Source organism: Roseibium sp. AWQ4_254 (genome assembly GCF_056161025.1).
On the sequence record NZ_JBSWYH010000033.1, the window covers coordinates 1 to 25,018 of the forward strand.

The following is a 25,018-nucleotide window of genomic DNA, read 5'->3' on the forward strand; positions in this document are numbered from 1 at the left end:
GCTGGCCTCCTTGTCCAGCCCTCAGCTTGAATCACTATTCACCACAAAAGGGAACCCAAGACGATTCAGACTTTTTGGGAAATGCTCTAGTTGGCGCGGAGGCAAAGCGCGGATCCTTCAGCCAATTGTGGATCATATTGGCATTTGCCGAATACCGGCGCGCCACCTGCGCAACCGATGTGCCGGGACCACCCGCTTGCTGGCAGATCTCCCGCTTCTCCTCATCAGACCAACTCCGCCGTTTCTTTCGTTTGCTCATCACGCGCCTTTAAGTGTCCATTTGCATAAGTGGACACTTAAGGCGCAAAATCGAAAAGCGGGAGGTGGGGTTCAGCGGACGCTCACGGATGAAGTGCCGGGACCTTTCATAAGGAGACAGTCTGCGTGCTCTTGCTCAAGCCGAATTGTGAATGTTGCGACAAGGACTTGCCGCCAAACACCATGGACGCCATGATTTGCACGTTCGAATGCACATTTTGTGCCGGCTGTGCGCAGGACCGGTTTCAGGGAACCTGCCCCAATTGCGGCGGAAATCTTGTGGCCCGGCCGATCCGCCCGGCAGGTCTTTTGGACAAGGCGCCTGCCTCGCAGGACCGGTTTGTCAAACATCATCCGGAATGTGCTGCTTTGCAATCAGCGTGATCCGGCAGGCAACAGGTCCGTTACATGACTTCTTGCGGCTTGACGGTTGCACAGCCGTTTGTCTTGGGCAGCTGTGAGGTCATCAGGACCGGTCTGAGCGCATGCGTCTCTTGTCGATCCGGAAAAGAAGCTCGCCGATGAGGCCGCGGGGGAGAAACATGACGCAGCCGATGAACAGGCCCCCGAGAATCAAAAGCCAGGTTTCCTCGAAGACGGAAGAAAGATTGCTTTCCAGAAGCCGCACGATGATGGCCCCAAGGCAGGCGGCAATCAGCATGCTGCGCCCGCCAAGCGCGGCCCAGATCAGCACCTCTGCAGACAGGGTGAAGCCTATCAGCGACGGAGAGACGAAGCCGAACTGGGCCACGAACAGGGCACCAGCCAGTCCCGAAACGGCAGCCCCAATGGCAAAGGCAGCCGCCTTATAGGCGGTTGTGTCATAGCCAAGGGCGCGGGTCCGGCTTTCATGCAGGGAAATGGCCTTTGCGGCCAGACCCCATCTGGATTTCAATACCAGGGTCAAGACCAGAAATCCGAGGCTGAGAATAAGCAGGGACGCATAATAAAGCGGAACAGTGTCCCAGATCTCCGGCCCGCCGCCATTGAGGCCCAGATTCAGGGGCGGCACATTCATCAGCCCGTTGAGACCGCCGGCAAAGTCCCAGTTAATGAACAGCCGTTCCAGAACGAAGGCGATTGCCAGGGTCACGATACCGAAAAAGGGGCCTTCGAGGCCCTTGGCGGAAAACAGAAACAGGCCGAGCCCGTAGGCAAACACCGCAGGAACGAGCATGGCAGCCCCGAGCCCGGCCCAGGTCGACACAAGACCCTCGGCGGCAGGAACCATCCCGAGCGTCACAAAGCTCATGGAATAGGCCCCAAGGCCAAAAAACACTGCCTGGCCAAGACACAGGAGCCCGCAATGGCCCCAGACAAAGGCTAGGCTGGCGGCAAACAGGGCATAGGAGAAATAGATCGACAGGTCCGACAGGAGCCAGCCGGCAGCGAGGGCCGGCAGACAGAGAAAGACACCCAGACACACAAGGGCGGCTAGCGTTTGTGTGTCTGGAGCAGCGTAGGCGGTCCGGGTCATGTTTTGCGCCTCTTGCGGGCCAAAAGCCCACCGGGGGCCAGGCGGATGACGATGATGGCCAGAACGAACACAACAAGCTGCGCCCAGACCGGGGACAGGAAAGTGGCCGTCAGATTGTCCGCCATGCCGACGCCCCCGGCCCCGGCGATCGGGCCGGTGATGGTGCCAAGCCCGCCGACCAGAACGGCGAGGAAGGCGGGAACCAGAAAGCCCAGGCCCATTTGCGGGTCGAGAGAGATGAGCGGGGAAATCACCGCACCTGCAAGACCGGCCATTCCTGACCCAAAGGCAAAGGTCAGCCGGTCGAGACGGCGCGTATTGACCCCAAGACAGGCGGCCATGGACCTGTTGGCGATCACACCGCGCGCCGCCAGTCCGGTGCGGGTTTTGAAGAAGAACAGATATGTGGCCGCCACACAGGTGAGCGACACGGCCATGATGAACAGGCGGTAGGCAGGATAAGGGGTTCCAAACACCAAAACCGAGGCGCTCAAGGGGGCTTCGACGGAATAGGAGCCAGGACCGAACCCGATCACGATCAGCTGCTTGATCAGCAGGGACAGGCCCCAGGTCGCCAGAATGGTGTCGACCACCCGATGGTAAATGCGCCGGATCACCAGTTCCTCGATGACAAGGCCAATCAGCCCGACCACAAGCGGGGCCAGCAGCAGGCCGAGCCAGAAAGACCCGGTGTGGGTCTTCACCATGAGCAGCACATAACCGCCGAGCATCAGAAACTCGCCATGGGCCAGATTGATCACATTCATCAGGCCGAAAATCACGGCAAGACCAAGGGCAATCAGCAGAAGAATGAGCGCATAATTGGCTGCATCCAGAAGGGTTATGGCCATGTCACTCATGATCCGAACGCCAGGTATTTTTGAAGAAGGCTGGTGTTTCCGGCCAGTGTGCTGGCCGGTACGTCGTCCCGAATTGCCCCGTGGTCCATAAAGACGACCCGGTCGCAGGTGCGGGTCACCATATCGATATTCTGTTCCACAAGCAGGATCGCAACCCCCTGGTCCCGGCAGATCTTGCGCAGGATCTGGCCGATTTCGGTGACAATGGAAGGCTGGATCCCTTCAGACGGCTCATCCAGCAGGAGCAAGGCGGGCTTTCCCATCAGGGCGCGGGCGATGGCCAGCTGCTGCTGCTGCCCGCCGGAAAACGCTCCGGCCCGGGTTCCGGCCCGTTCACGCAGCACGGGAAAGATCCGGTAGACCGCCTCCAGATCTGCTCTGGCTGCGGCCAGATTGCCCAGAAGCAGGTTTTCCTCAACGGTAAAGTCCTGAAAGATTTCCCGTCCCTGCGGCACATAGCCTATTCCGGCGGCTGCGGCCTGAAACGGGGGAGCGTTGGTGAGGGGGCGGCCGCAGGAGCTGATCCGGCCGGTACGCACCTTCAAAAGGCCCATGATGGTTTTCAAAAGGGTCGACTTGCCAACGCCGTTGCGCCCCATCAGGCCGACCACCGTTCCCGCCTCGAGCGACAGGGACAAATCCTGCAGCACGGCGCCTTCGCCATAACCGGCGGTCACATGGTCCAATTCAAGCAGGGGTTGGGCCAATATATGCCTCCTGCACGGCTTTCATCTGCCGGATCTCCTCAAAGCGGCCATCCGCAATGAGCTTTCCTTCCATCATCACGGCCACCCGGGCGCCCAGTTTTTCGACAAACCACATGTCATGTTCAATCAGGATGACCGAGACGGTTTTGGAGCGCATCAAAGCGGCGATGAGATCGGCCGTCTTCCGGGTCTCCTGCCGGGTCATGCCGGCTGTGGGCTCATCCAGAAGCACCAGGTCCGGCTCGGTGCACAGAACCATGGCGATCTCCAGCCATTGCTTCTGCCCGTGGGACAGATGTCCGGCGGTCACACGGGCAAGACCGGCCAGCCCGGCTGTTTCCAGGATCTCCGCCATGCGGGCCGCCTTGGCATTTTCGGAGGAGAAAACGCCGAGCAGCCCGCGCTGGCCCGCCTTGGAAAAGGCGGCCACGTTCAGATTGTCCTGAACCGTCAGGTCGTCATAGACGGACGGCACCTGAAACTTCCGCCCGATCCCGCACCGTGCAATCTGGTGCGGGGCAAGCCCTTTCAAGGGGCGGCCGCGAAAGGCAACATTGCCACCGGTGGGGGTCAGAAACCCGGAAACCAGATTGAACAAGGTGGTCTTGCCGCAGCCGTTCGGCCCGATGATGCATAAAAGCTCACCATTACCGACGGACAGGTCAAGCCCGGCAAGGGCCTTGACCCCGCCGAAGCTCATCGACAAGTCCCGTATTTCCAGACACGCTCGGGACATGAGGGGCTCTTGATCTTTCAGGTCACGAACACAGGGCGTCCGGCGCGAGGCTGCCAAGGTCTTTGACGACCACCAGCTCCTGTCCCTCGGTCTTGGCCAGATACATGTTCATTGTGACGTGATGATCGGCCGCCCCAATGGTCAGCGGGCCTGTCGGCGTGTCGATTGTCAGGCCCTGCAGCCCGTCCACGAGAGCTTCCTTGTCCACAGTCCCTGCCTTTTGAACGGCGGCCTGAACGGCTTTCAGGGAGTTGTAGTGGGTCATGACATAGTGGGAGATGGGCGTACTGTCCCCCGCTGTTTTCCGGATCTTGGCCACGAACTCCTCAACGCCGGGTGTCTTGAGCGATTCCGCAAAGGGCACCGTGACCCACATGTTCTGACCCTTGCCATCGCCAAAAGCACCGAGATAGGTCTCGGCAAATCCGAGGAAGCCGACCGTCACCTGGTCCATAAGTCCCAGATCTTCCGCTTGTTTGATGAAGGTGATGCCATCTGCGCCCGGCAGGGCGAACAAGAGTACCTTGGCGCCGGATTCTTTGATCTTGCGGATGACCGGGGCAAAGTCCTTCACGCCCCAGGGGGTGAATTCGGTGCCGGCCACTGTGCCGCCCAGACTGTCGATCAGCCCGCTGGCGGTCGCGAACATTTTCTGCGGCCAGACATAATCTGCGCCGAACATGTAAAAGCTGTCGCCTGCATTTTCCTTCAGCGCCGGGACCAGTTTTTCCAGTTCCTGGTTGGGAACCGTGTTGAAGGCGAAGATATACCGGTCGCAGGCGCCGCCTTCATAGTTTGTCGCGTAAAGAAGCGGCGTTTTCATGCGTTTGATGGTAGGTGCCATGGCATCGCGCGCATTTGAGGTGATCGGGCCGCTCAGGGCCAGCACCCCGTCGCGCCTGATCAGGGACGTGGTCCGTTCAACGGAGGTTTTCGGGTCCGTCTTGTTGTCTTCATAGACCAGTTCCACAGGCTGTCCGAGAAGGCCGCCGGAGGCGTTTATTTCCTGGGCCGCAAGATCCAGTCCGAGTTTGGCCTGGTTGCCGAACAGTTCCAACCCACCGGAAAACGGCAGCACTGCTCCGATCTTGACCGGCTCTGCAGAGGCAAGGGCCGGGGCCGGCAGATGCGAGGCGGCAAGGGCGCCGCCGGCTGTGGTGAGCGTTGCCGACAAGAACCGGCGCCGAGACATATTTCCCATCAAATTGATCCCCTCTCTCATTCATGGAATTGCACAGCAGGTCTTCTGAACGCGCCTGATTAATTGTGTGTATACTAACAATTAAAGTGTGGCATGACAACGCCAGGCCGCCTGAAAATGCGGCGTGGCGAAAAAATGAGCAAAATTTAATGATTTGACGGCCACTCCCGATCCTTAAAGGAGTTTCTTCAAAAGCCGGGAGAGGGTGCGCCGTTCATTCATGGTCAGCGGGGCGATTGTGTCGGCGGAGACTTTGAGGCCAAGGGGGGCGTTGCGCAGAAAGTGCGCGCGCCCGTCTTCGGTCAAAGAGATCAATTGCCGACGCTTGTCGGTTGGGTCTTGATCAGAGCGAAGCAGACCGCGCGCGCCGAGGCGGTCGACAACCCCTTTTGTGGTGGCCACATCAAGCCCGACGGTCCGGCCCAGACGGTTTTGCGAGACCGAACCGAGTTCCGCCAGCCGGGCCATGACGGCAAACTGGGTCGGGGTCAGGTCTTCAATCGTGTCGGAGAAGATGACCGCATTGCGCTGATAGGCTTTTCTGAGAAGATAGCCGATCTGTTCGTCGAGCACATAAGGGGCGTCGGCGGTCTTCCCGCCTTCAGATGCTTCCGGAAAGGGTTGGTTCAGCCTGTTTTCGGCGCGATCTGTCACTGATGTCCCCAATCCCGGATGCCTGCTGGAGGGTCACACTGTCAGATAGGCATCTCGAATGTCCGGTTGGCTTTCAAGTTCGGCAAATGTGCCGTCGAACTTTTTCTCACCGCTTTCGATTATAACCGCTCGGTCCGCAACAATCCCGGCAAAATGCAGGTTTTGCTCGGAAATCACAACCGTCAGGCCCTCTTGCTTGAAGCGCAGGATGGTCCTGGCCATCTGTTCGACAATCACCGGGGCAATGCCTTCTGAGGGCTCGTCCAGCAGCAGAAGCTTGGGATTGCCCATCAGGGTCCGGGCAATGGTCAGCATCTGCTGCTCTCCGCCGGACAGGGCCTTGCCCCGGTTGTGGCGCCGCTCCAGAAGATTGGGAAAGATGTCGAACAGGGCTTCAAGCGTCCAGACTGGAGCTCCGTCCCGGGCGGGCTGGCGGCCCACTTCAAGGTTCTCCAAAATGGTCAGGTCCGTGAAGATGCGCCGTTCTTCGGGCACATAGCCAAGTCCCATGCGGGCGATCTTATGCGCCGGCAGTCCGCCAATCTCGGTGCCCTCGAAGCGGATGGTGCCGGATTTCGGGCGCACCAGTTGCATGACCGACTTCATGGTGGTCGACTTTCCGGCGCCATTGCGGCCCAAAAGCGCGACCACTTCGCCCCGCCCGACGCTGAAACCGAGATCGTTGAGAATGTGCGCCTTGCCGTAAAAGCTGTTTAGCCCGGAGACCTCAAGCATGGGCGTCTTCCTTTTCATAAAGCATGCCGCCGCCGAGATAGACGTCCTGCACCTTCTTGTTGTTGCGCACCTCTGAGGCGGTGCCATCGGCAATCAGAACGCCCCGGTTCAGCACCATGATGTGATGGGCATGGGCGAAAACCACGTCCATATCGTGTTCGGTAAAGAGCACGCTGACCCCGCGCTGCTTGACGATATCGGCGGTGAGCTGCATCAGCCGGACCCGCTCCTTTGGCGCCATTCCGGCCGTGGGCTCATCCATCAGCAGAAGGGTGGGGTCATGGGCCAGGGCAATGGCCAGCTCCAGACGTTTGAGGTCGCCATAGGCCAGAATGGCGCAGGCCCGGTCGGCCTGGTCCATCATGCCGACAATCTCCAGAAGGGCCAGGGCTTCGTCCCGGTAGAGTTTGTAGGCATAGGGGCGGATGGCAAACAGCTTGCGGTGATGAGACAGCAGCGCCATTTGCACATTTTCCGCCACCGTCATGCTCTGGTAGGTGCCGGTGATCTGAAAGGTCCGCCCGACGCCGCGCCGCCAGACCTGCCGGGGCGGCTTGCCGGTAATGTCCTCGCCATTGAGGAGAACCCGTCCCGAGCTGGGCTTCAACTGGCCCATGAGCATGTTGAAACAGGTAGATTTCCCCGCCCCGTTGGGGCCGATCAGGGCCTTCAATTCGCCGGGGGCGACCTCAAAGGAAACCCCGTCGACGGCCTTGATGCCGCCGAAGGATTTTTTCAGGTCGTCGACACGCAAAACAGCCGTCATCAGACAAACTCCCCGTTGCGGCCCCGGGTGACCCGGTCCTTGAGTTTGCGCAAGGTGCCGACAATCCCGTCCGGAGCGATGATGACCACGGCGATGATCAGAAGCCCCATGACAAGCCGCCAGTATTCCAGCCGGGTCAGCCAGTCCTTGATGCTTTCCATGAAGGCGGCGCCCACAACGCCACCTGAGAGGGTTTTCACCCCGCCGAGAAAGACAACAATCAGGGCATCGAAGCTTTTGGCGATCTCCAGCTCATTGGGAAAGACGGAGCCCTTGGAAAAGACGAACAGGCCACCCGCCAGTCCGGCCATGGCTCCGGCCACTGCGAAGCCGGTCCATTGCACGGTTTTCACATTGATCCCGGTGGCTTCCGCCTGCCGGGCACTGTCGCGGGTGGCGCGCAAGGTGTAGCCGAGCGGGGCGTGGTTCAGGTGACGCAGGGCAATGATCCCGCCGACAGCCACGATCAAGGTGAAATAATAATAGGCGGTGGTGTCCGACAGCCATTTTGCCGGCCAGATATTGACCAGCCCGTCATCGCCGCCCGTCACGTCATACCATTGGAACACCAGGGACCAGATCAACTGGCTGAAGGCCATGGTCAGCATGGCGAAATAGACCCCGCTGAGACGGATGCAGAACCAGCCAAAGAGGATTGCCAGCATGCCGGCGGCGACCGGCGCCAGCAGGAAAGCCAGTTCCATGGGCGTATTCGCATAGGTCACGAGCAGGGCGGCCGCATAGGCGCCGCCGCCGAAATAGGCCGCATGGCCGAAACTGACCAGACCGCCGGTACTCAGGATGAACTGGAGCGAGGCGGCAAACAGGCAGAAGATCAGGATGTCGATGATCAGCACCTGCTCGAAATTGCCGCCAAAGACCGGCACCAGCGCGAGCACCCCCAAAAGCGCTGCCACAAGCAGCCGGCCTGTGGTGCCTGCCGGGCGGATTGGCCGGTCCGGTTCACCGACCTGGCCGTGTTCCCCTGCCTTTTCCTCCCGGCCGAACAGGCCATAGGGGCGGATCAGCAAGACAACGGCCATGACCACATACATCAGCACCAGGGTGCTTTGCGGAATGTAGGCAACGCCGAAAACATTGAGCACGGAGATGAGGACAGACGCCACAAAGGCGCCGGGGATGGATCCCATGCCGCCAATGACCACCACCACAAAGACCGCTGCGATGATGTTGAAATCCATTAGAAGATCAGCGCCCCCCTTTGGCAGCTGGATTGCGCCGCCCAGGCCCGCCAGGGCAGAGCCGAGAAAGAAAACACCGGTAAACAGCCAGGCCTGGTTGACGCCGAGTGCCCCGACCATCTCCCGGTCCTGGGTGGCTGCGCGCACCAGAACGCCAACACGGGTCCTGGCAATAAGCCACCACAGGCCGAACAGGATGAAGGGCGTGATGGCGATCAGCGCCAGGTCATATTGCGGCACCGGCTCGCCCAGAATACGCACAACGGATTTCAGTCCGGGGGCTCGTGGTCCCAGCTGGTCCTCCGCGCCCCAGATCATCAGGGCCAGGTCCTGGATCACCAGAATGACGCCGAAGGTTGCCACAAGCTGGAACAGTTCCGGGGCCCGGTAGACCGGGCGCAGCACACAGATTTCGATCACGGCCCCGATCAGGCCGACAATCAGGCCGGACAGCAGGATCGAGCCCCAGAAGCCGAAGGCGCCAGGCAGGATCTGCATCAAGGTGACGCCAAAATAGGCGCCGAGCATATAGAGCGAGCCATGCGCGAAGTTCACGATCCGCGTCACGCCGAAAATCAAGGACAGTCCGGAGGCAACAAGAAACAGCGCCGCCGCGTTTGCAAGCCCCGTCAGGAGCTGCGCCACAAAGAGACCCATAGCGTCGTATCAATCCAAATGGAGGCCAAAAGCCGGGAAGGGGCCGAGGGGAACAAGGGCGCTCCGGAGCGGCCGGAAGGTCCGGTCCGGAGCGTCGCTACCACCGTGTCGGTTTATTTGGCCGGACGTTTGGCCTTCACTTCCTCGTCGCTCGGCATATAGGGGACCGGGTTCTTGTATTCCCAGTCGACCATGACCCCCTTGCCGTCCTGAAGGGCGGTGGTGCCCACATAGGCTCCCATCGTGGACTGATGATCCAGGGCCCGGTAAGTGATTTCACCCATGGGGGTGTCGACGTTCAGGCCTTCAAAGGCCTTGCGCAGGGCTTCTGTGTCGGTGGACCCGGCCTTTTCCAGGGCAGCGGCAATGCTTTCTACGGTCATATAGCCGACCAGCGAGCCGATTTTTGGTGTCTCGCCCGAATAGGCGGCCATGTATTTGTCGACAAATTCCTTGGCGGGGCCTTCGGTGAAACCGTACCAGGGATATCCGGTCACGAACCAGCCTTCGGGAGCCTCATCGGCCAGAGGCTCAAGATATTCCGGCTCCCCGGTGAGAAGGCCATAAACCTTGCGCCCCTCAAAAAGGCCGCGCGTCGTGCCTTCACGGACGAATTTCTGCAAATCGGTTCCGAAGGTCACGTTGTAGATCGCGTCCGGCTTGGCCGCTTCGATCGCCTGGACTTCAGCGCCCGCATCGATCTTGAACAGGGCTGGCCACTGTTCGGCGACAAATTCGACTTCCGGCTTCAGCTTCTTCAGGTTTTCCTTGAAAGCGGCAACGGCGGCCGTGCCATAGGCATAGTTCGGCGCGATGGTCGCAAAGCGGACAGCGTCCGTCTTGGCGGCGGCTTCTGCCAGCATGGCGGCCTGCACATAGGTGGAGGTACGCAAACGGAAGGTGTAGGGATTGCCCGATTCCCAGACAATGGCATCGGCCAGTGGTTCGGCAGCCAGATAGACATAGCCCTTTTCTCCGGCAAGGGAGGAAATGGCGAGGCCGATATTCGACAGGATCGTGCCGGTCAGCATGACGGCGCCATCCCGCGTCATCAGCTCTTCGGCAATCTTGACCGCATCGCCGGGCTTGCCATTGTCATCGCGGAAAATGAATTCCAGTGGTTTGCCGAGGACACCGCCATTGGAATTGACTTCGTCCAAAGCCAGTTCAATACCCTTCTTGTAAGGCTCGGCAAAGGCTGCCAGGCGTTTGTAGTGATTGATTTCGCCGATCTTGATGCTGTCTTCGGCAAGCGCTGTTCCGGTGAGTGCCAGCAGTGCGGTTGCCGCGGCCACCCATTTTGTCATCTTCTTCATACTTGTCCCTCTTTCTGGTCAGTGTCGGCGGTTTTGACCGCTCGTTATACTGTTGCACCGCCCGGATGAGCGGCGAAGCGCTCCGTCAATCGTGATAGACGAAGGCGAGCGTCGGATTGGACGCCAGATCCTGGGTTCTTTCCCGTTCAACGAGATCGTTGATGCGTTTGCGGTAGACCATCGGTCCCTTGTCGATGGCAATACGGATGGGGCGGCGCTTGGCGGGCCTGTCCTCTTCCTTCTGGATGGCCTCCAGCACCTCCTTGTCCTCCTGAAAGGCGATGCGGAACATGGCATCCATGGTCTCGGATGCCGTGTCATCGTCGATGGCTGTGTTGCGGATATGCAGCCAGCGGTCGATGGTGTAGTCGGCTGCGACCGGGGTCAAGAGATGCAAGGCATAGATCCGGTTGCCCTTGTCGCGCTCGTCTTCGCTCAGATTGTCTTTCGTCAGCGCGCTGCCGAAATCGATCACCGCCGTGCAGGGCGTATAGAGATAATAATAGTGCCAGCGGTCCACATTTTCGGTGAAGCCGCCGAAGGTCTTGAAGAACCCGATCGGGTCCGCGTCCCGGATCCAGCGCCAGGCGACAATGGCCTCGCCTTCCGTCGATACATGCACCGGCACGTTTTCAGAGGCCGAATTGCCAAGCGTCGTCGGGTGCACGAAACTCACATGGGCCGGGTCGACCAGGTTTTCCGCCACGTTCAGATAGTTCGATTTCAGATGCAGCGCATCGCCATGATGCACTGCCCAGGCGGGGTCGGTGAATTCGGGCATGTCGAAAATGGTATCCGGATCGGCCTTGTCCTTGTCCCCCATCCAGATCCAGGCAATGCCGTGCCGTTCATGCACCGGATAGGCCTCCACATATGCGGAGGCGGGCAGGTTGCTCTGCCCGGGAATGCGCACGCATTTGCCATCGCAGTCAAAGGTCATGCCGTGATAGCCGCACTGGATGTCATCCCCCTGGCGCTTGCCCCGGGAAAGGGGGAGCAGCCGGTGCGGGCACCGGTCCTCAAGGGCAGCGACCGTGCCGTCGGATTTGCGGAAGAGTACGATATGCTCGTCCAGAATGGTGAACCGGCGGAGCTCGTCGTCGATCTCCGAAGACCAGCCGGCGACGTACCAAGCGTTTCGAACGAATTCCATGTGCACTCTCCCTCTTGACCGGTCTATTTCAAGCCGTCTGCTCCGGTGATGTCCTCATGTCTCAGCCCGCCGACCCGTGGCAAGGGGCGCCCAGAAGGGGCCAGCGCAATGGCGATGAGCAGTTCGTCTGCGCGAGGGGCATCCGGAACGCGCACCGGCATGCCATCGAAATGAGAGCGTACATAGGCGGCATCCTTGTGACCAAGGGGCACATCCAGCACATCTCCCAGCGTGCCGTATTTCTTGCTGGAGGGCACGAGGGCCTTGCCGCCGCCCAGAACCGCGCGCAAGGGCGCCCCCATGGACGGGTGCAGAACGGCCGCCGCATGTTCCAGCTCTCCGGCTTCCCCGACAAGGGCGGCCTTGCCGAAACTCTGGATCTGGCCAGCGCTCAGACCGCTTAAAGTCAGGCAGTGTTCCGCAAGGATAGTGCCCATTTCGGCGCCGATGGCCACCAGATCCGGCAGGTCCTCGCTGTAGCGGCCCGCATAGGGGTTCTTGACCACGGCCGCACAACAGACCCGAACCGCAGCCGGTGTGACCGCCTGCCCGGCCTCGCGGCCGGTTGTCTCGATGAAGGTGACGAGCTTGCGGATCGCGGCGGTCATCTCAGGCCGTCTTCTCCCTTGACGTCGGCGGCCTTCAGGCCGCCAACCCTGGCATGGATGCGCGGGCCGGTGGTCATGACCAGCGCCATCAGGATCTCATCCGCCTTGGGGCCGTCGGGCAGGCCGACTTCCATGGAATCAAAATGGGACCGCACATAAGAGGCGTTGCAATGGGTGACGGGAATGTCCAGCCGTGTGCCCGGACCGCCAAGTTTCTTTGAGGACGGCACAATAGCATTGGAGGCGGGCAGGATCTCCCGCATGGAATAGCCGCCGGGCACGTGCCAGAGCGCGCCATGTTCGAGTTCGCCTCCGGCACCGACAATCGCGCCCTTGCCATAGCCTTCCACAACGCTGGCATCCCCACCAAGCGCGGCCACCATCTCTTTGGCCATTTGAAGGCCAAGCGGTTTCAGGTCATCCATGAACCCGCTGATATCTTCCACATATTTTCCCGCAAACGGGTTCTGGATCAGGCTGACCATGGCCACGCGGCGCAAGGGCGTGCCGGGCTTCGGGCCGCCTTCATGGAAAATCTCTTCAATCGTCAGCGCAGTCTTGCGCAGGATCGGTTCAGGCACGGGTGGCCTCCCTCACATCGTGTTGTGTCAAACTCTGTTCTGGTTCGGCCACCTTGCGCACGCCGTCAAGGGCAAGATAAGCCGTTTTGATCAGCCCGGCGGAGATAAAGGCCCGGGCCTTGTCCAGGCCCCGGGCAAGCGCCTCCTCGATTTCGCTTCCCTCCAGGGGGGCGACGCCGGTGGTCACCGACCGGGCGCCAAGATCGCTGTCTGGCGAAAGTGTGTCCGCCGGCTGCCGGGTGATCTTCGGCGATCCGGGCAGATCCACCGCATTGGCAATCAAGGTGGCGGCCGCATCCGCCTCTGCGGCGGACCCCGCCAGAACGGTGACCGCATCGGCAATGCCGAGCGAGTGGGAGCGGCCCCGCCAGCCGCTGGTGGCCAGCCCGCCGGCACCCGTGACCGGGCCTTTGCCACCCGGGCGGGTGTGGCCGGTCCCGAAAACATCCACGGCGCGCAGCCGGATCACACCGCCTGCGGTGCCGGTGGCCGGATCATCGCAGATGACGGTCCGCAGTTCGCCGGCGGCAACCGTGAAGGCAATGTCACCGCCATTGTTGACATAGGCCTTGTTGAGCGTCCGTCCCTCTGTGAGACGGCTCAGGACAAAATCCGCAACGCTTCCGGCGACTGCGGCCATGGGGGTGATGAACTCATGGGAGGCGAAAAGCGCGGTTGCCGCGACCATGCGTCTTGCAACGGGGCCTGCCGGGGCGGGGCCATTTGCTGCGCGCAGCCGGGGCAGTTCGCCGACAAGCGCGGGAAGAAGACTGTCAAAGGCGGCGCGGGCCTGGTCATAGGCGCTGGAAATGTCAGCCTCCTGACCGTCAGCCTCCACGATCAGATCAATCGGCCCGTGCTGCAAATGCAGGCGGCGCCCGTCCGGAAGCAAGTGTGCCGTGGCGGTTTCTGCCCAGGCCCCTGGCGTCATCCCGAGCCCCCCTTCCAGCGGTAGGACCCGGCCCGTGTCGGCCAGGGATTGTCTTTGGAGGACGACACGCCGCGCCGTCCGGTCAGGATGTGGTCGTTCTGCGGTCCGGTCTTGCCGGACATTGCCTCGCTCAAGGGCATGACATAGTCCATATGTCCGCCGAGCGCGCGGTAGTCTTCTGCCCGCATGGTGAATTCGATCGGGGCTACCAGCGCAGGGGTCGGCACATAGCCGAAGGCGTTTTTGGGCATGCGCGTGACATCGGCCATTACGGTGATACCACCGCCGGGCCAGATATAGACCGGGGCGCCGCCGCAGCTGACATAGGTCAGGGATTGCTGAACCGATCGCGTCAGGCCCACAGGATGTTCGGTGACCCCGGAGCGCAGAGAGCCGCCCGCTCCCGCCATGAAGAGCACGGAGGTCAAGGCCGGTTCGCAATTCTCCTCGATCCGCTTCACGGAGGGCAGCAACCGGTCCGGCATGTCCTTCTCAACCGGGGTGAGGTCCTCGTCCAGTTCGAAATAGGCCGCGTGTTCCCCGGTGGTGGACACCATCAAAAGGGACAGGCCGGGCCGGGCGGTTTTGGGATTGAAGCTGCCGATAATGGCCAGAGGGTCCCGCAGATTGGTGCCGCCCCAGCCGGTGCCGGGCTCAGCCACCTGAAAGTAGCGCCCGGGGGTGGACCGGCGGCCATTGATCTTGATGCCTGTGGGCTCCCAGCCGATGACCTTGCCAGCCTGATGCTCGGACATGACCCCGGTGATGTGGTCGTCAACCACCACCACCTCGTCAACCAGCCCCTTCCACTGGGAGGCGAACATGCCAACGGTTGCCGAGCCGCAGCCGACCCGCATGCGTTCTTCCGGAACGCCGTTGATTTCCGGCGCTTCGCCGGCCTGCACCTTCAGCGCGGCGCCGCCGTCTATCTCCAGATCCACCGCCTCGCCATTGCACAGCGCCAGCATGGTGGAACAGGTCAGGCGGCCTTCTTTCTTCGAACCGCCTGTCAGGTGGTGCACGCCGCCAAGGGACAGCATCTGGCTGCCATATTCGGAGGTGGTGACATGGCCGATAACCTCACCGTCCGCGCGTACGGACGCACATTCCTCGCCCAGATGCCGGTCCGTGTCGATCTTCAGCTTGACGCCGCAATAGCTGAAGATCCCTTCCGTCACTACGGTGATCATGTCGACACCGTCGACCTCGGAAGACACGATGAAGGGGGCTGGCTTGTAGTCCGGATAGGTGGTGCCTGCGCCGATGGCCGTCACAAACCCGTCCCGTGGGGTGACGATCTCCCCGTCCCATTCCTTTTCCAGAAAGGGCACCAGTTCGCCGCCGGAGGCTTCCGTCTTTTCCAGGATCTTCAAGGGGTCGAGGCGGATCAGCTGGCCGTTGTCGTTGGCATAGCGGTCACAGGCCCCGGAGCGCCCTTCGGCGATGTAGCACATCACCGGGCAAGCATCACAGCGGATCTTTTCAGGTTTCCCATCTGCGGCAGGCAAAGTCCTGTCTCCCCTCATGCAGTGCTTGCATTCGTTAGTATGCAAACATAATTTTGAAAAACGTGTCAATGCGGTTTGTGGCCGGAACGCGCCGAATTGCTGGGCAGGTTTGCCGCAATTGGCGCCAGATCCGTCAGTCGACGAAGGCCCGTTCGACCACAAATTGAGCCGGCTTGTTGTTTGCGCCCTCTTCCAGTCCGTGGCTGAGGCACAGCTCCTTTGTGTCTTTCAGCATGGCCATGGAACCGCAGATCATGGCACGGTCCTCTGCGGCTGTCATGCGGGGCAGGCCGAGGTCATCAAACAGTTTGCCGGTTTCAATCAGGTCGGTGATCCGGCCGGTGCGCGCGAAGTCCTCGCGGGTCACGGTGGTGTAGTGGACCAGCTTGTCCTGAACGAGTTCGCCCACCAGCGGATCGTCCCGCAGGGTGTTCACAAGGTCCTCGCCATATTTCAGTTCGGCAACCGTGCGGCAACCATGGGTCAGGATCACCTCATCGAATTTCTCATAGGTTTCCGGGTCCCGGATCAGGCTCGCAAACGGGGCAAGGCCGGTGCCGGTAGAGAACATCCAGACCCGCTTGCCCGGAATGAGTGCGTCATTGACCAGAGTGCCCGTTGATTTCTTGCGCATCAGAACCGTGTCGCCGGGCTGGATCTTCTGCAGATGAGAGGTCAGTGGGCCGTCCGGCACCTTGATGGAATAAAATTCCAGCTCCTCGTCCCAGGCCGGACTGGCCACCGAATAGGCCCGGAAGACCGGCTTATCCGCATTGGGCAGTCCGATCATGACAAATTCGCCTGAGCGGAAACGGAACTGGGCGGGCCGGTCGAGGCGGAAGCGGAACAGGCTGTCCGTATAGTGCTGGACCTCTTTCACGGTCAGGGCGTAACATCCTGCCGGCACCTGGAACGGGGACGGTTTGCCCTGAAGAATGGGCGTGTCTGCATCGAGCGTGTCCGTCATGGTCGAGGGTCTCCTGGCTGTCGAAGGCGCGCGCTGGGCATTAATTTCATTAGTATACAAACAAAAAAATCAAAAAAGGCAAACAAAAAAAGCATGATGAAAATTTAAGCTTAAATTTCCGGGACCTGCCTTGACAGCCTAAATTGTTTGAGGCTCTAATTCGTTAGTATGCAAATGAAATGCATTGAGGACGCCGATGCAATTCCACAGACCGCAAACGGTTCGTGCTGCGCTGGATGTCTTGGCCGGTGAGCCGGTGAAGATTCTGGCTGGCGGGACGGATTTTTTTCCAGCCCAGGCCGGGCGAACCCGGCAGGAGCCGGTGCTTGATCTCAGCCGGATTGACGCGCTGCGGGGCATCGCCTGGCAAGATGATGTCTGGCGCTTCGGGGCGATGACCACCTGGACGGATATCCGCACCGCAGACCTGCCCTCCTGTTTCTCAGCCTTGCAGCTCGCGGCAGCCGAGGTCGGCTCCGTCCAGATCCAGAATGCCGGAACGATTGCGGGCAATCTCTGCAATGCTTCACCTGCGGCCGATGGGGTGCCGCCGCTGCTGGCGCTGGACGCGAGCGTGGAAATCGCCGGTCCGCTTGGGGTGCGGGTGCTGCCGCTTGCGTCCTTCCTGCAAGGGGTGCGCAAGACGGCGCTGGAGCCGGGAGAGTTTGTCACCGCCGTCCTCGTGCCCGGCCGTCCTTGGGAGCGGGCCGCGTTTCGGAAGCTCGGCGCCCGACGCTATCTGGTCATTTCCATCGCCATGGTTGCGGCCAATGTCGCCTGCGGCAGCGATGGCACCTTGTCCCGAGTGTCTGTTGCGGTCGGGGCCTGCTCGGCCGTTGCGCAGCGGCTGAGGGGGCTTGAAAACGCCCTTTTGGGGCTGGTGCCCGGCTCGGACGCCTTTGCAAAGGTGATTGAAGAGACCGGACTGCCGGAAATCAAACCGATTGATGATGTCCGGGCTACGGCGGACTACCGGCTGGATGCGGTCAGAACACTCATAGCGCGGGCCATCACGGCTGCAGCCGAGGGAAGGGACTAGGTCATGGCGCTCATTGACGACGATACCCACACCGGCATTTCTTTCGATCTGAACGGCAAGCCCGTCCGTATCGACGGCCCGCCAAGCGAACGCCTGTCGCTTGCCCTGCGCGAGCGTGCCGGCGCAAGAGATGTCAAGGTCGGCTGCGATGCGGGGGATTGCGGGGCCTGTACGGTTCTGGTTGATGGCCTGCCGGTCTGTGCCTGCACAACGGCGCTGGGGCAGGTGGAAGACGCGAAGGTGGAGACCCTGGCGGGACTGGTTGACAACGATCCGCTGGCCGGAGCACTGGCCCAGTCGTTCCAGCGTCATCAGGCTGCCCAATGCGGCATCTGTACCCCCGGGATGATGGTGGCAGCGGTGCATCTTTTGCGCACAACGCAGCAGCCGGAGGAAGAGGCGGTCAAGGAGGCCCTCGGCGGGGTCCTGTGCCGCTGCACCGGTTACCGAAAGATCATCGATGCGGTGATGGAATGCGGACCGGATGCGGTCCCGGCGCCCGCCGGCTGGGTTGGTGCGGCCATGTCCCGCATCGACGGCCTGCCCAAGGTGCGTGGCACGGAAAAGTTCGGCGATGATGTTGCGCCCGAAGACGCCCTGACCGTCCGGGTCGTGCGCTGTCCGCACCACCGGGCGGAGGTGGTCTTTGGCGATCTTGAGGCCTACCGGCAGCGCGAAGGGCTGGATCTTGTCCTGACGGCCGCCGACATTCCAGGCGCCAATTGTTTCGGAGTGATCCCGGGTTTTGAGGATCAGCCGGTTTTTGCCGAGGGTGAAACCCGGTTCAAGAATGAGGCTGTAGCAGCCATTGCCGGTCCCGGCGAGGTGGTGAATGCGCTTGATCTGACGCAATTCCCGGTCTCTTTCATGGCCCTGCCTCATGTCTTGCTGCCTGAAGGGGCTGAAGAGGCGGCGAAGCTTCATGCGGAGCGGGACGGCAACGTCATGTGCCGGGGCTTTGTCCGCCACGGGGCGCCGGAAGACGCGATGAAGACCGCCGCAGTTGTTGCGGAAGGGTCTTTTTCAACCGGCTTTATCGAACACGGCTATATCGAGCCGGAAGCCGCCTTTGCCCGGCGGGTGGAAGACCGGATCGAGGTGGCCTGCTGCACCCAGGCCCCGTTCATGAACCGGGACGGCCTTGCCGGGATTTTGGGCCTGCCGCGCGAGAGCGTGCGCATCATGCCGACGGCCACTGGCGGCGGCTTCGGCTCGAAGCTGGATTTAAGTGCCCAGCCCTATGCGGCGCTGGCCGCCTGGATCCTGAACCGGCCGGTGCGCATCACCTACAGCCGGGAGGAATCGATCACAACCTCCACCAAGCGGCACCCGTCCGAGATCACCATGAAGATCGGGGCGGATGCCAGGGGCAAGATTGTTGCGGTCGAATTTGACGGTGTTTTCAACACGGGCGCCTATGCGAGCTGGGGGCCGACGGTCGCCAACCGGGTGCCGATCCATGCCTCTGGCCCCTACCGGACGCCCAATTATGTGGCCCGTAGCGTCGGCCTGCACACCAACACGGCCCCCGCAGGCGCCTTCCGGGGCTTTGGCGTGCCGCAATCGGCCCTGGCCCAGGAACCGCTTTATGATGATCTGGCCAAGGCGCTGGGCATCGACCGGCTGGAATTCCGGCGCCGTAATGCGCTGAAAAACGGCGAGCCGACCGTGACCGGTCAGGTGTTCGAAAAGGGCATGGGCATTGCCGAATGCTTCGATGCGCTGGCCGGACCCTGGCGCCGGGCCCTGGACGAGGCAGCGGACTTCAACAAAAAAGGCGGCCCGCTGCGCCGGGGTGTCGGGGTGGCGGGTGGCTGGTATGGCTGCGGCAACACCTCCATGTCCAACCCGTCAACCATCCGGGCCGGGATTACCGCACGCGGCACTGTGGTGCTGCACCAGGGGGCGGCTGACATTGGCCAGGGTTCCAATACGGTCATTACCCAGATTTTTGCGACGGCTCTTGGCTTGCCTGTCGATCAGGTCGAGATCATTGGCCCGGACACGGATGTGACACCGGATGCGGGCAAGACGTCCGCAAGCCGCCAGACCTTTATTACAGGCAATGCGGCCCGGCTGGCCGGAGAGGCCTTGCGGGGAAGGATATTGCGGCTGGCCAATGTCGCGGAAACCGCCGAGATCCGTGCCGGTGATGGCGTGATCCGGGTCCGCGACACCGGCGGCGAACGGGATATTCAACTGGACACCCTGACGCCGGACAACGGCGATTATGTGCTGGAAGTTCAGGAAACCTATGATCCGCCCACCAAGCCGCTCGATGAAAATGGCCAGGGCGCGCCCTATGCGGTGTTTGGCACCACCGCCCAGATGGCGGAGCTGGAAGTCGATATGGAGCTGGGCACGGTCCGTCTCCTGAAGATCACCGCAGCCCATGATCTGGGCAAGGCTATCAATCCGCTGCTGGTGGAAGGCCAGGTGCATGGGGGCGTTGCCCAGGGCATCGGTCTGGCCCTGATGGAGGAATTCCTGCCCGGGCGCACGGAAAACCTCCATGACTACCTGATCCCCACCATCGGCGATGTGCCGCCGGTGGATACAATCATACTGGAAACCGGGGATGAACACGGGCCTTATGGTGCCAAGGGGCTGGGGGAGCACTGCCTCATTCCCACAGCGCCCGCCATCATGAATGCCATTAAGGATGCCTGCGGCGCGCGGGTTGCCCATATGCCCGCCACCCCTGACAAGATCCGCGCCGCCATCAAGGCCGCAGCCAAAGCATAAGTGTGCTGCGGCTGCTGCCCGCCCTTTCCGGTCAAGACAAAGATTTAAGAGACATCCATGAACGTGCCCCCATCAAGTTCCACCGGCAGATCCGGGTCCAATGTGGCCGGGGTCGATGTTGGCGGAACCTTCACCGATCTCGTGCTTTACGACATGCACAGCCACACGGTGCGGCTCGCGAAGACGCCCACCACCCTGGACAATCAGGCCTTTGGGGTTCTGGCGGCGCTGGATCAGGCAGAGGCGCATCTGGCGGAGCTGGATCTGATTGTCCACGGCACCACCACGACCACAAACGCGGTTCTGGAGCGCACCTTGTGCCGCACCGGACTGATCACCACCACCGGTTTCCGCGATGTTCTGGAACTTGGCCGGCGCACCCGCCCCCAGCCCTATGGCATGAAGGGTGCGTTCCGGCCGGTGATCCCGCGCGATCTGCGCCTGGAAGTGCCCGAGCGCCTTTATGCCGATGGCAGCGTCTGCCTGGAGCTGGATGAAGAAGCCTTGAAGAACGCCCTGCAGGCGCTGCTGGACAAGGGCTGCGAAGCCCTCGTGATCCACTTCCTTCATTCTTATGCAAATCCGGCCCACGAGATCAGGGCCGGGGAGATCGCTGCACAGATCTGGCCCAATCAGAACATTACCCTTGGCCATGCGCTGTTGTCGGAAAGCCGGGAATTTGAACGGGGTGTGACCGCCGCCATCAATGCCTCGGTCCAGCCGCTGCTGCGCCGCTATGTGGAGCGACTGGCCGAACAGCTGGCGGACAAGGGCTACCGCCATGATGTGCTGGTGATGAATGGCAATGGCGGCATGGTCTCTGCCCGGCATGTGGCGGCGGAAGCTGCCAAGACCGTCATGTCCGGCCCGGCCTCCGGTGTCATGGCGGCAGCCTATACCGGCCGCCGGGCCGCCATGCCCAACCTCCTGACCTATGACATGGGTGGCACCTCCACGGATGTTGCCCTGATCCGGGAGGCGGAACCGGCGGTCTCCAACGAGATCGAGATCGAATATGCCATGCCGATCCATGTGCCTATGGTGGATGTGCGCACGGTCGGTGCAGGAGGGGGCTCCATCGCCCGGATCACCGAGGCGGGCCTCCTTCAGGTTGGCCCGGAAAGCGCCGGGTCCACCCCGGGGCCGATCTGTTATGGCCGGGGGGGCAAAGAGCCGACCATTTCCGATGCCAATCTTCTGCTCGGCCGGATGAACCCGGAAAAGCTCAATTCTGTTGCCGCCCGTGTGTCCCTTGCCGATATTGCGGCCATCTTTGAGGAAAAGATCGGAACCCCGCTCGGCCTTAGCGCCGAAGAGGCCGCTGCCGCCGTGCTGCGCATCGCCAATGCCCGTATGGCCGATGCGGTGCGCATGGTCTCCATCAGCTTAGGGGAAGACCCGCGGGACTATGCGCTCTTTGCCTTTGGCGGTGCCGGCCCGCTCCACGCCACCGCCATTGCCCGCGAGCTTGGCGTGCCCAAAGTGCTGGTGCCCTCCCGGCCCGGCATTACCAACGCCCTGGGCTGTGTGGTTGCTGATTTGCGCCATGACTTCGTCAACACGGTCAACCGGCCCCTGGCCGGGCTGGAGATTGACACCGTGCATACCCTGTTCGATCAGCAGGCCAAAGAAGGCCGGGCTCTGATTGAAAAGGAAAAGGTCGAGATCGAGGATCTGCGCGAGATCTATTCCGTCGACATGCAGTTTATCGGCCAGACCCATCTTCTGCGCGTTGCCCTGCCGGGCCCGCGCCCAAGCCTTGAGGAGCTGCAGGCCCGCTTCGAGGAAGTCTATTTCAACCGTTTCCATGTGACCTTGCCGGAAATCCGCGCCAATCTTGTCAATGTCAATTGCTCCGTCATCGGCCGCCGCGCCGAGATCGACCTGTCCCTGCTGATTGACCCGGCCGGGCGGGCGGCAACGCTGAACGCGGCACTGACTGGCCACCGCAAGGTCTGGTTTGACGGTTTGCTGGAAACGCCCGTCTATTGGCGCGACCGTCTGCCTCTGAATGCGGAGTTGACCGGCCCGGCCATTGTCGAGCAAATGGACACCACTATTGTGATCGGCCCGGGCGACCGGGCGGTGCAGGATGCCGACGGCAATATCATCATTGAACTTGGAGCGGCCTCATGAGCATCGATCCGATCACCTTGAGCGTCATCCAGTCCGGCCTGCAGCAGGTCTGTGACGAGATGGATCTGAGTTTTTCGCGGGCCGCCTTTTCCCCCGTGATTGCCGAAGCCAATGACCGGTCTGACGGGATCTATTCCGCCGTGGACGGATCCCTGATTGCCCAGGGTGCAGGCGGGCTGCCGGTTTTTGTCGGCACGATGCAATATTCCACGCGCACCCTGATCGAGATGATCGGCCGCGGCGAGGTGGCCGCCCCGGAGCCAGGCGATATCTATATTGTCAACGACCCGTATCTTGGCGGCACTCACCTGATGGACGTGCGTTTTGCCATGCCGTTCTACCGGGACGGAGAGATCTACTGCTGGCTGTCCAACACCGGCCACTGGCCCGATACGGGCGGGGCTGTGCCGGGTGGGTTTTCCGCCTCGGCCACCTCGGTAGAGCAAGAGGGCCTGCGTCTGCCGCCGGTGCGGCTTTTCAAAAAGGGCCAGCTGGACGCGGAAATCTACGCGATCATCTGTTCCAATATTCGGGTTGCCGAACAGCGCATCGGCGATGTGAAGGCCCAGGCAGCAGCCCTGCTTGTGGGCGCTGAACGGCTTGGCCGCATTCTCGACCGCTATGGCGATGAGGTGGTGAAGGAGGCGATCGAGGAGCTGCGCCAGCGCGCCAGCGATCAGATGCGCGCCAATCTGCGCCTCATCCCCGACGGCACCTACCGCTCCAAGGCATTCGTGGATTCAGACGGCGTGGTCAACGAGCCGCTGGTGATCGATCTGAAAATCACCGCAAAAGACGGCGAGTTGACCTTTGATTTTTCTGGTTCATCCGCCCCCTGCCGGGGGCCGATGAATTCCGTTCTCGCCACGACGCTGTCTTCGGTCTATCTGGCCATGCGCCACATCTTCCCCGACGTGCCGATCAGCGCCGGGGCCTTCGAGCCGCTCAAGGTGATCAGGCCCGAGGGCACATTTCTCGATGCGCAATATCCGCGCCCCGTTTCGGGCTGTGCAGCGGAAGTCAGCCAGCGCATTGCAGAAGCAGTGTTTGCGGCTTTGGTGGAGGCTCTGCCGGACCGGGTGACGGCGGCGCCTGCTGGCAGTTCCGGCAATTTCGCCCTGGGCGGGTTTGATCCGGCCCGTGGGCGCGGGTATGTCATGTACCAGATTTCCGGCGGCGGGTATGGCGGCAATTCCGATCATGACGGGCTCTCCAACGGCTGTTCCACCATCGGCATCTCCAAGGCCCCGCCGGTGGAAATCATGGAGCAGCAATTCCCGGTTCTCTATCACCGCTACGCGCTGCGGGAAGGTTCCGGCGGGGCCGGCAAACAGCGCGGCGGTTTCGGGCTGGACTATGAAATCGAGCTGTTGCGGGGGTATGCCACTGCCAGCTTCGTTATGGATCATGGCCGCTTCGGCCCCCAGGGGGCCCTTGGCGGCAAGGATGGCGAGCCGAACACGGTGACCGTTTGGCAGAACGGGCAGGAGATTGTGCCCGAACATCTCTCCAAGGCCCAGGATATTCCCTTGAGCCCGGGCGACCGGGTTCGTGTCGGCACCCCGGGCGGCGGTGGCTATGGCCCGCCGGAACACCGGGATCCTGCCGATATCCGCGAGGATGTCCGCTTGGGATATTATACGCAAGACAAGATCCAATCGGCTTTCGGCGTGGAGCCGTAGACGGCAGACGGCGGATTCTTTGACCTGCACATTGTTCCAGCCTCAACAAACAAGACGCAGCCAATAGGTTCTTGTTTGTTGAAGCCGGTACTTTTCCGTGCCGCCTTCCGATGGAGCCAAACCGATTTGTCTTTTGCGTTAGCGTCTCTGATATCACACCGTGAAAGGCAAATCCGGTGACCTGCGATTTGCGCTAAACTTTTGGCTTTTCCGGGACTTCATTTGACGACTTCGTGCCCGGAGCGTTGTCTAACGTCTGGCCGAAATCGAGGAGGATGGTATCAAAGGCACCACTGGAAAGGATCTGTTTCAGCCCCCTGTTGAAGTCCGCAATAATCTGCTCACCGTTCTCCAGATCTCTGGATACGGCAATATGCAGGCCTGCGCGGTTGAGTGGCGGCTTCAGAATTTTGAAGTCGCCAAGAGATGGCCCGACAAGTTGCTTTAGCGCAAACAAGTTGGGGGCCTTGCTGCCGGCAACCATATCCAGGCGGCCATAGACCAGTTTTCTGATGTTGTCGTCATAGTTGGTGGCCTCGACCTTGTTCAGAAAATCGGCCTTGTCGAAATCGGGCTGGTAAGCAAAGCCGCGGCCAACACCGATCGTGTAACCCTGAAGGTCCTGAAGGCTGTTGTAAGTGTTCAGCGCCACGGTCTTGCGCGCGATGAACACAAGTTCATCGTAGTAGACCACGTCACTGAAGAGAAAGGTTTGTCTCCGGTCCGCTGTGCTGCGAACGCCAAGGAGGATATCTGCTTCGGTCTTTTCAACCAGAACCATGGCGCGTTTCCACGGCACGAACCTAACGGTGACGGGCTGGTCGACGGCTTTGAAAGCTGCGGCAACCAGCGCAGTGAGAAAGCCGTTCTTGGGCAAATCTGCCGAATAGTAAGGAGGCCAGCTGGAGGTGACCATCTGCAAGGGGCGGGCCTGGACTTGCAGACAAGCAGAAAGCACCACCGAAAGATGTATAAACACGAGAAGAGATATGCGTTTTACGGCCACTTTCATAGTCGTCAAACCTGCAATTTTTCTGCTGTTGTCACACGCTACTCAGCCGTGACAAAAACGGCAACAGTGTAAGAACAAAAAAGAACT

At 61.2% G+C, this 25,018-nt stretch carries 22 protein-coding genes and 1 pseudogene; 6 read left to right on the top strand and 17 right to left on the bottom strand.

What is annotated here, in order from left to right:
- Together ACXAIC_RS20850 and ACXAIC_RS20855 are read left to right on the top strand one after the other, a co-directional pair.
- A pseudogene (locus tag ACXAIC_RS20850) lies at positions 1-272 on the top strand (hypothetical protein); the annotation flags it as partial.
- Between the two features lie 112 nt (positions 273-384).
- A complete protein-coding gene (locus ACXAIC_RS20855) occupies positions 385-642 on the top strand; it encodes a DUF1272 domain-containing protein (protein ID WP_475184831.1) in 258 nt (85 codons plus the stop codon).
- An 82-nt stretch (positions 643-724) separates the two neighbouring features.
- On the opposite strand, the gene ACXAIC_RS20860 is transcribed toward ACXAIC_RS20855, so the two are convergent.
- The 16 genes from ACXAIC_RS20860 to ACXAIC_RS20935 all read right to left on the bottom strand — a co-directional run bounded on the left by ACXAIC_RS20860 (position 725) and on the right by ACXAIC_RS20935 (position 16,317).
- A complete protein-coding gene (locus ACXAIC_RS20860) occupies positions 725-1,735 on the bottom strand; it encodes a branched-chain amino acid ABC transporter permease (RefSeq protein ID WP_475184836.1) in 1,011 nt (336 codons plus the stop codon).
- Positions 1,732-2,595 carry an urea ABC transporter permease subunit UrtB gene (gene urtB, locus ACXAIC_RS20865; RefSeq protein WP_475184843.1) on the bottom strand — a complete coding sequence of 288 codons (864 nt, stop codon included), beginning with the start codon at positions 2,593-2,595 and terminating at the stop codon, positions 1,732-1,734. Before urtB ends, ACXAIC_RS20860 begins: the two co-directional genes overlap by 4 nt.
- A complete protein-coding gene (locus ACXAIC_RS20870) occupies positions 2,592-3,302 on the bottom strand; it encodes an ABC transporter ATP-binding protein (protein WP_475184846.1) in 711 nt (236 codons plus the stop codon). Before ACXAIC_RS20870 ends, urtB begins: the two co-directional genes overlap by 4 nt.
- Positions 3,283-4,038: an ATP-binding cassette domain-containing protein gene (locus ACXAIC_RS20875; RefSeq protein WP_475184850.1), complete on the bottom strand. Its 756-nt coding sequence runs from the start codon at positions 4,036-4,038 to the stop codon at positions 3,283-3,285. The genes ACXAIC_RS20870 and ACXAIC_RS20875 overlap by 20 nt, the downstream gene beginning before the upstream one ends.
- A 22-nt stretch (positions 4,039-4,060) precedes the next feature.
- Positions 4,061-5,239, bottom strand: coding sequence for a substrate-binding protein (locus ACXAIC_RS20880; RefSeq protein ID WP_475184853.1), 1,179 nt, complete (start codon positions 5,237-5,239; stop codon positions 4,061-4,063).
- A 174-nt stretch (positions 5,240-5,413) separates the two neighbouring features.
- Positions 5,414-5,893 (bottom strand): MarR family winged helix-turn-helix transcriptional regulator, encoded by a 480-nt coding sequence (locus tag ACXAIC_RS20885; RefSeq protein WP_475184857.1) that lies wholly within the window; start codon positions 5,891-5,893, stop codon positions 5,414-5,416.
- A gap of 33 nt (positions 5,894-5,926) precedes the next feature.
- Complete coding sequence (locus ACXAIC_RS20890) at positions 5,927-6,628, bottom strand: ABC transporter ATP-binding protein (protein ID WP_475184858.1); 702 nt, start codon at positions 6,626-6,628, stop codon at positions 5,927-5,929.
- Positions 6,621-7,394, bottom strand: coding sequence for an ABC transporter ATP-binding protein (locus tag ACXAIC_RS20895; protein WP_475184863.1), 774 nt, complete (start codon positions 7,392-7,394; stop codon positions 6,621-6,623). Before ACXAIC_RS20895 ends, ACXAIC_RS20890 begins: the two co-directional genes overlap by 8 nt.
- Positions 7,394-9,253 (bottom strand): ABC transporter permease, encoded by a 1,860-nt coding sequence (locus ACXAIC_RS20900; RefSeq protein ID WP_475184867.1) that lies wholly within the window; start codon positions 9,251-9,253, stop codon positions 7,394-7,396. The genes ACXAIC_RS20895 and ACXAIC_RS20900 overlap by 1 nt, the downstream gene beginning before the upstream one ends.
- A 113-nt stretch (positions 9,254-9,366) precedes the next feature.
- Entirely contained in the window at positions 9,367-10,569 is a 1,203-nt protein-coding gene (locus ACXAIC_RS20905) for an ABC transporter substrate-binding protein (protein ID WP_475184872.1), read from the bottom strand.
- A gap of 85 nt (positions 10,570-10,654) precedes the next feature.
- Entirely contained in the window at positions 10,655-11,722 is a 1,068-nt protein-coding gene (locus ACXAIC_RS20910) for an aromatic ring-hydroxylating dioxygenase subunit alpha (RefSeq protein ID WP_475184875.1), read from the bottom strand.
- 23 nt (positions 11,723-11,745) lie between these two features.
- Positions 11,746-12,330 (bottom strand): amino acid synthesis family protein, encoded by a 585-nt coding sequence (locus tag ACXAIC_RS20915; RefSeq protein WP_475184878.1) that lies wholly within the window; start codon positions 12,328-12,330, stop codon positions 11,746-11,748.
- Entirely contained in the window at positions 12,327-12,911 is a 585-nt protein-coding gene (locus ACXAIC_RS20920) for an amino acid synthesis family protein (RefSeq protein ID WP_475184882.1), read from the bottom strand. Before ACXAIC_RS20920 ends, ACXAIC_RS20915 begins: the two co-directional genes overlap by 4 nt.
- On the bottom strand, positions 12,904-13,842 hold the full coding sequence (locus tag ACXAIC_RS20925) for a UPF0280 family protein (protein ID WP_475184886.1): 939 nt from the start codon (positions 13,840-13,842) through the stop codon (positions 12,904-12,906). The genes ACXAIC_RS20920 and ACXAIC_RS20925 overlap by 8 nt, the downstream gene beginning before the upstream one ends.
- Positions 13,839-15,368, bottom strand: coding sequence for a 6-hydroxynicotinate reductase (locus ACXAIC_RS20930; protein ID WP_475184890.1), 1,530 nt, complete (start codon positions 15,366-15,368; stop codon positions 13,839-13,841). The genes ACXAIC_RS20925 and ACXAIC_RS20930 overlap by 4 nt, the downstream gene beginning before the upstream one ends.
- Positions 15,369-15,483: 115 nt before the next feature.
- Positions 15,484-16,317 (bottom strand): ferredoxin--NADP reductase, encoded by an 834-nt coding sequence (locus ACXAIC_RS20935; protein WP_475184894.1) that lies wholly within the window; start codon positions 16,315-16,317, stop codon positions 15,484-15,486.
- Between the two features lie 196 nt (positions 16,318-16,513).
- Between ACXAIC_RS20935 and ACXAIC_RS20940 the strand changes: the two genes are divergently transcribed.
- The 4 genes from ACXAIC_RS20940 to ACXAIC_RS20955 are packed head-to-tail and all read left to right on the top strand — an operon-like array spanning position 16,514 to position 23,919.
- Positions 16,514-17,356, top strand: a complete 843-nt coding sequence (locus ACXAIC_RS20940) for an FAD binding domain-containing protein (RefSeq protein WP_475184899.1) — start codon at positions 16,514-16,516, stop codon at positions 17,354-17,356.
- Positions 17,357-17,359: 3 nt separating this feature from the next.
- The gene (locus ACXAIC_RS20945) at positions 17,360-20,101 is read left to right on the top strand and encodes a molybdopterin-dependent oxidoreductase (protein WP_475184904.1); all 2,742 of its coding nucleotides are present in this window, start codon (positions 17,360-17,362) and stop codon (positions 20,099-20,101) included.
- A 57-nt stretch (positions 20,102-20,158) separates the two neighbouring features.
- On the top strand, positions 20,159-22,237 hold the full coding sequence (locus ACXAIC_RS20950) for a hydantoinase/oxoprolinase family protein (RefSeq protein WP_475184909.1): 2,079 nt from the start codon (positions 20,159-20,161) through the stop codon (positions 22,235-22,237).
- Positions 22,234-23,919: a hydantoinase B/oxoprolinase family protein gene (locus ACXAIC_RS20955; protein ID WP_475184914.1), complete on the top strand. Its 1,686-nt coding sequence runs from the start codon at positions 22,234-22,236 to the stop codon at positions 23,917-23,919. The genes ACXAIC_RS20950 and ACXAIC_RS20955 overlap by 4 nt, the downstream gene beginning before the upstream one ends.
- Before the next feature lie 193 nt (positions 23,920-24,112).
- On the opposite strand, the gene ACXAIC_RS20960 is transcribed toward ACXAIC_RS20955, so the two are convergent.
- Entirely contained in the window at positions 24,113-24,931 is an 819-nt protein-coding gene (locus ACXAIC_RS20960) for a substrate-binding periplasmic protein (RefSeq protein WP_475184920.1), read from the bottom strand.
- Between the last annotated feature and the right edge of the window lie 87 nt (positions 24,932-25,018).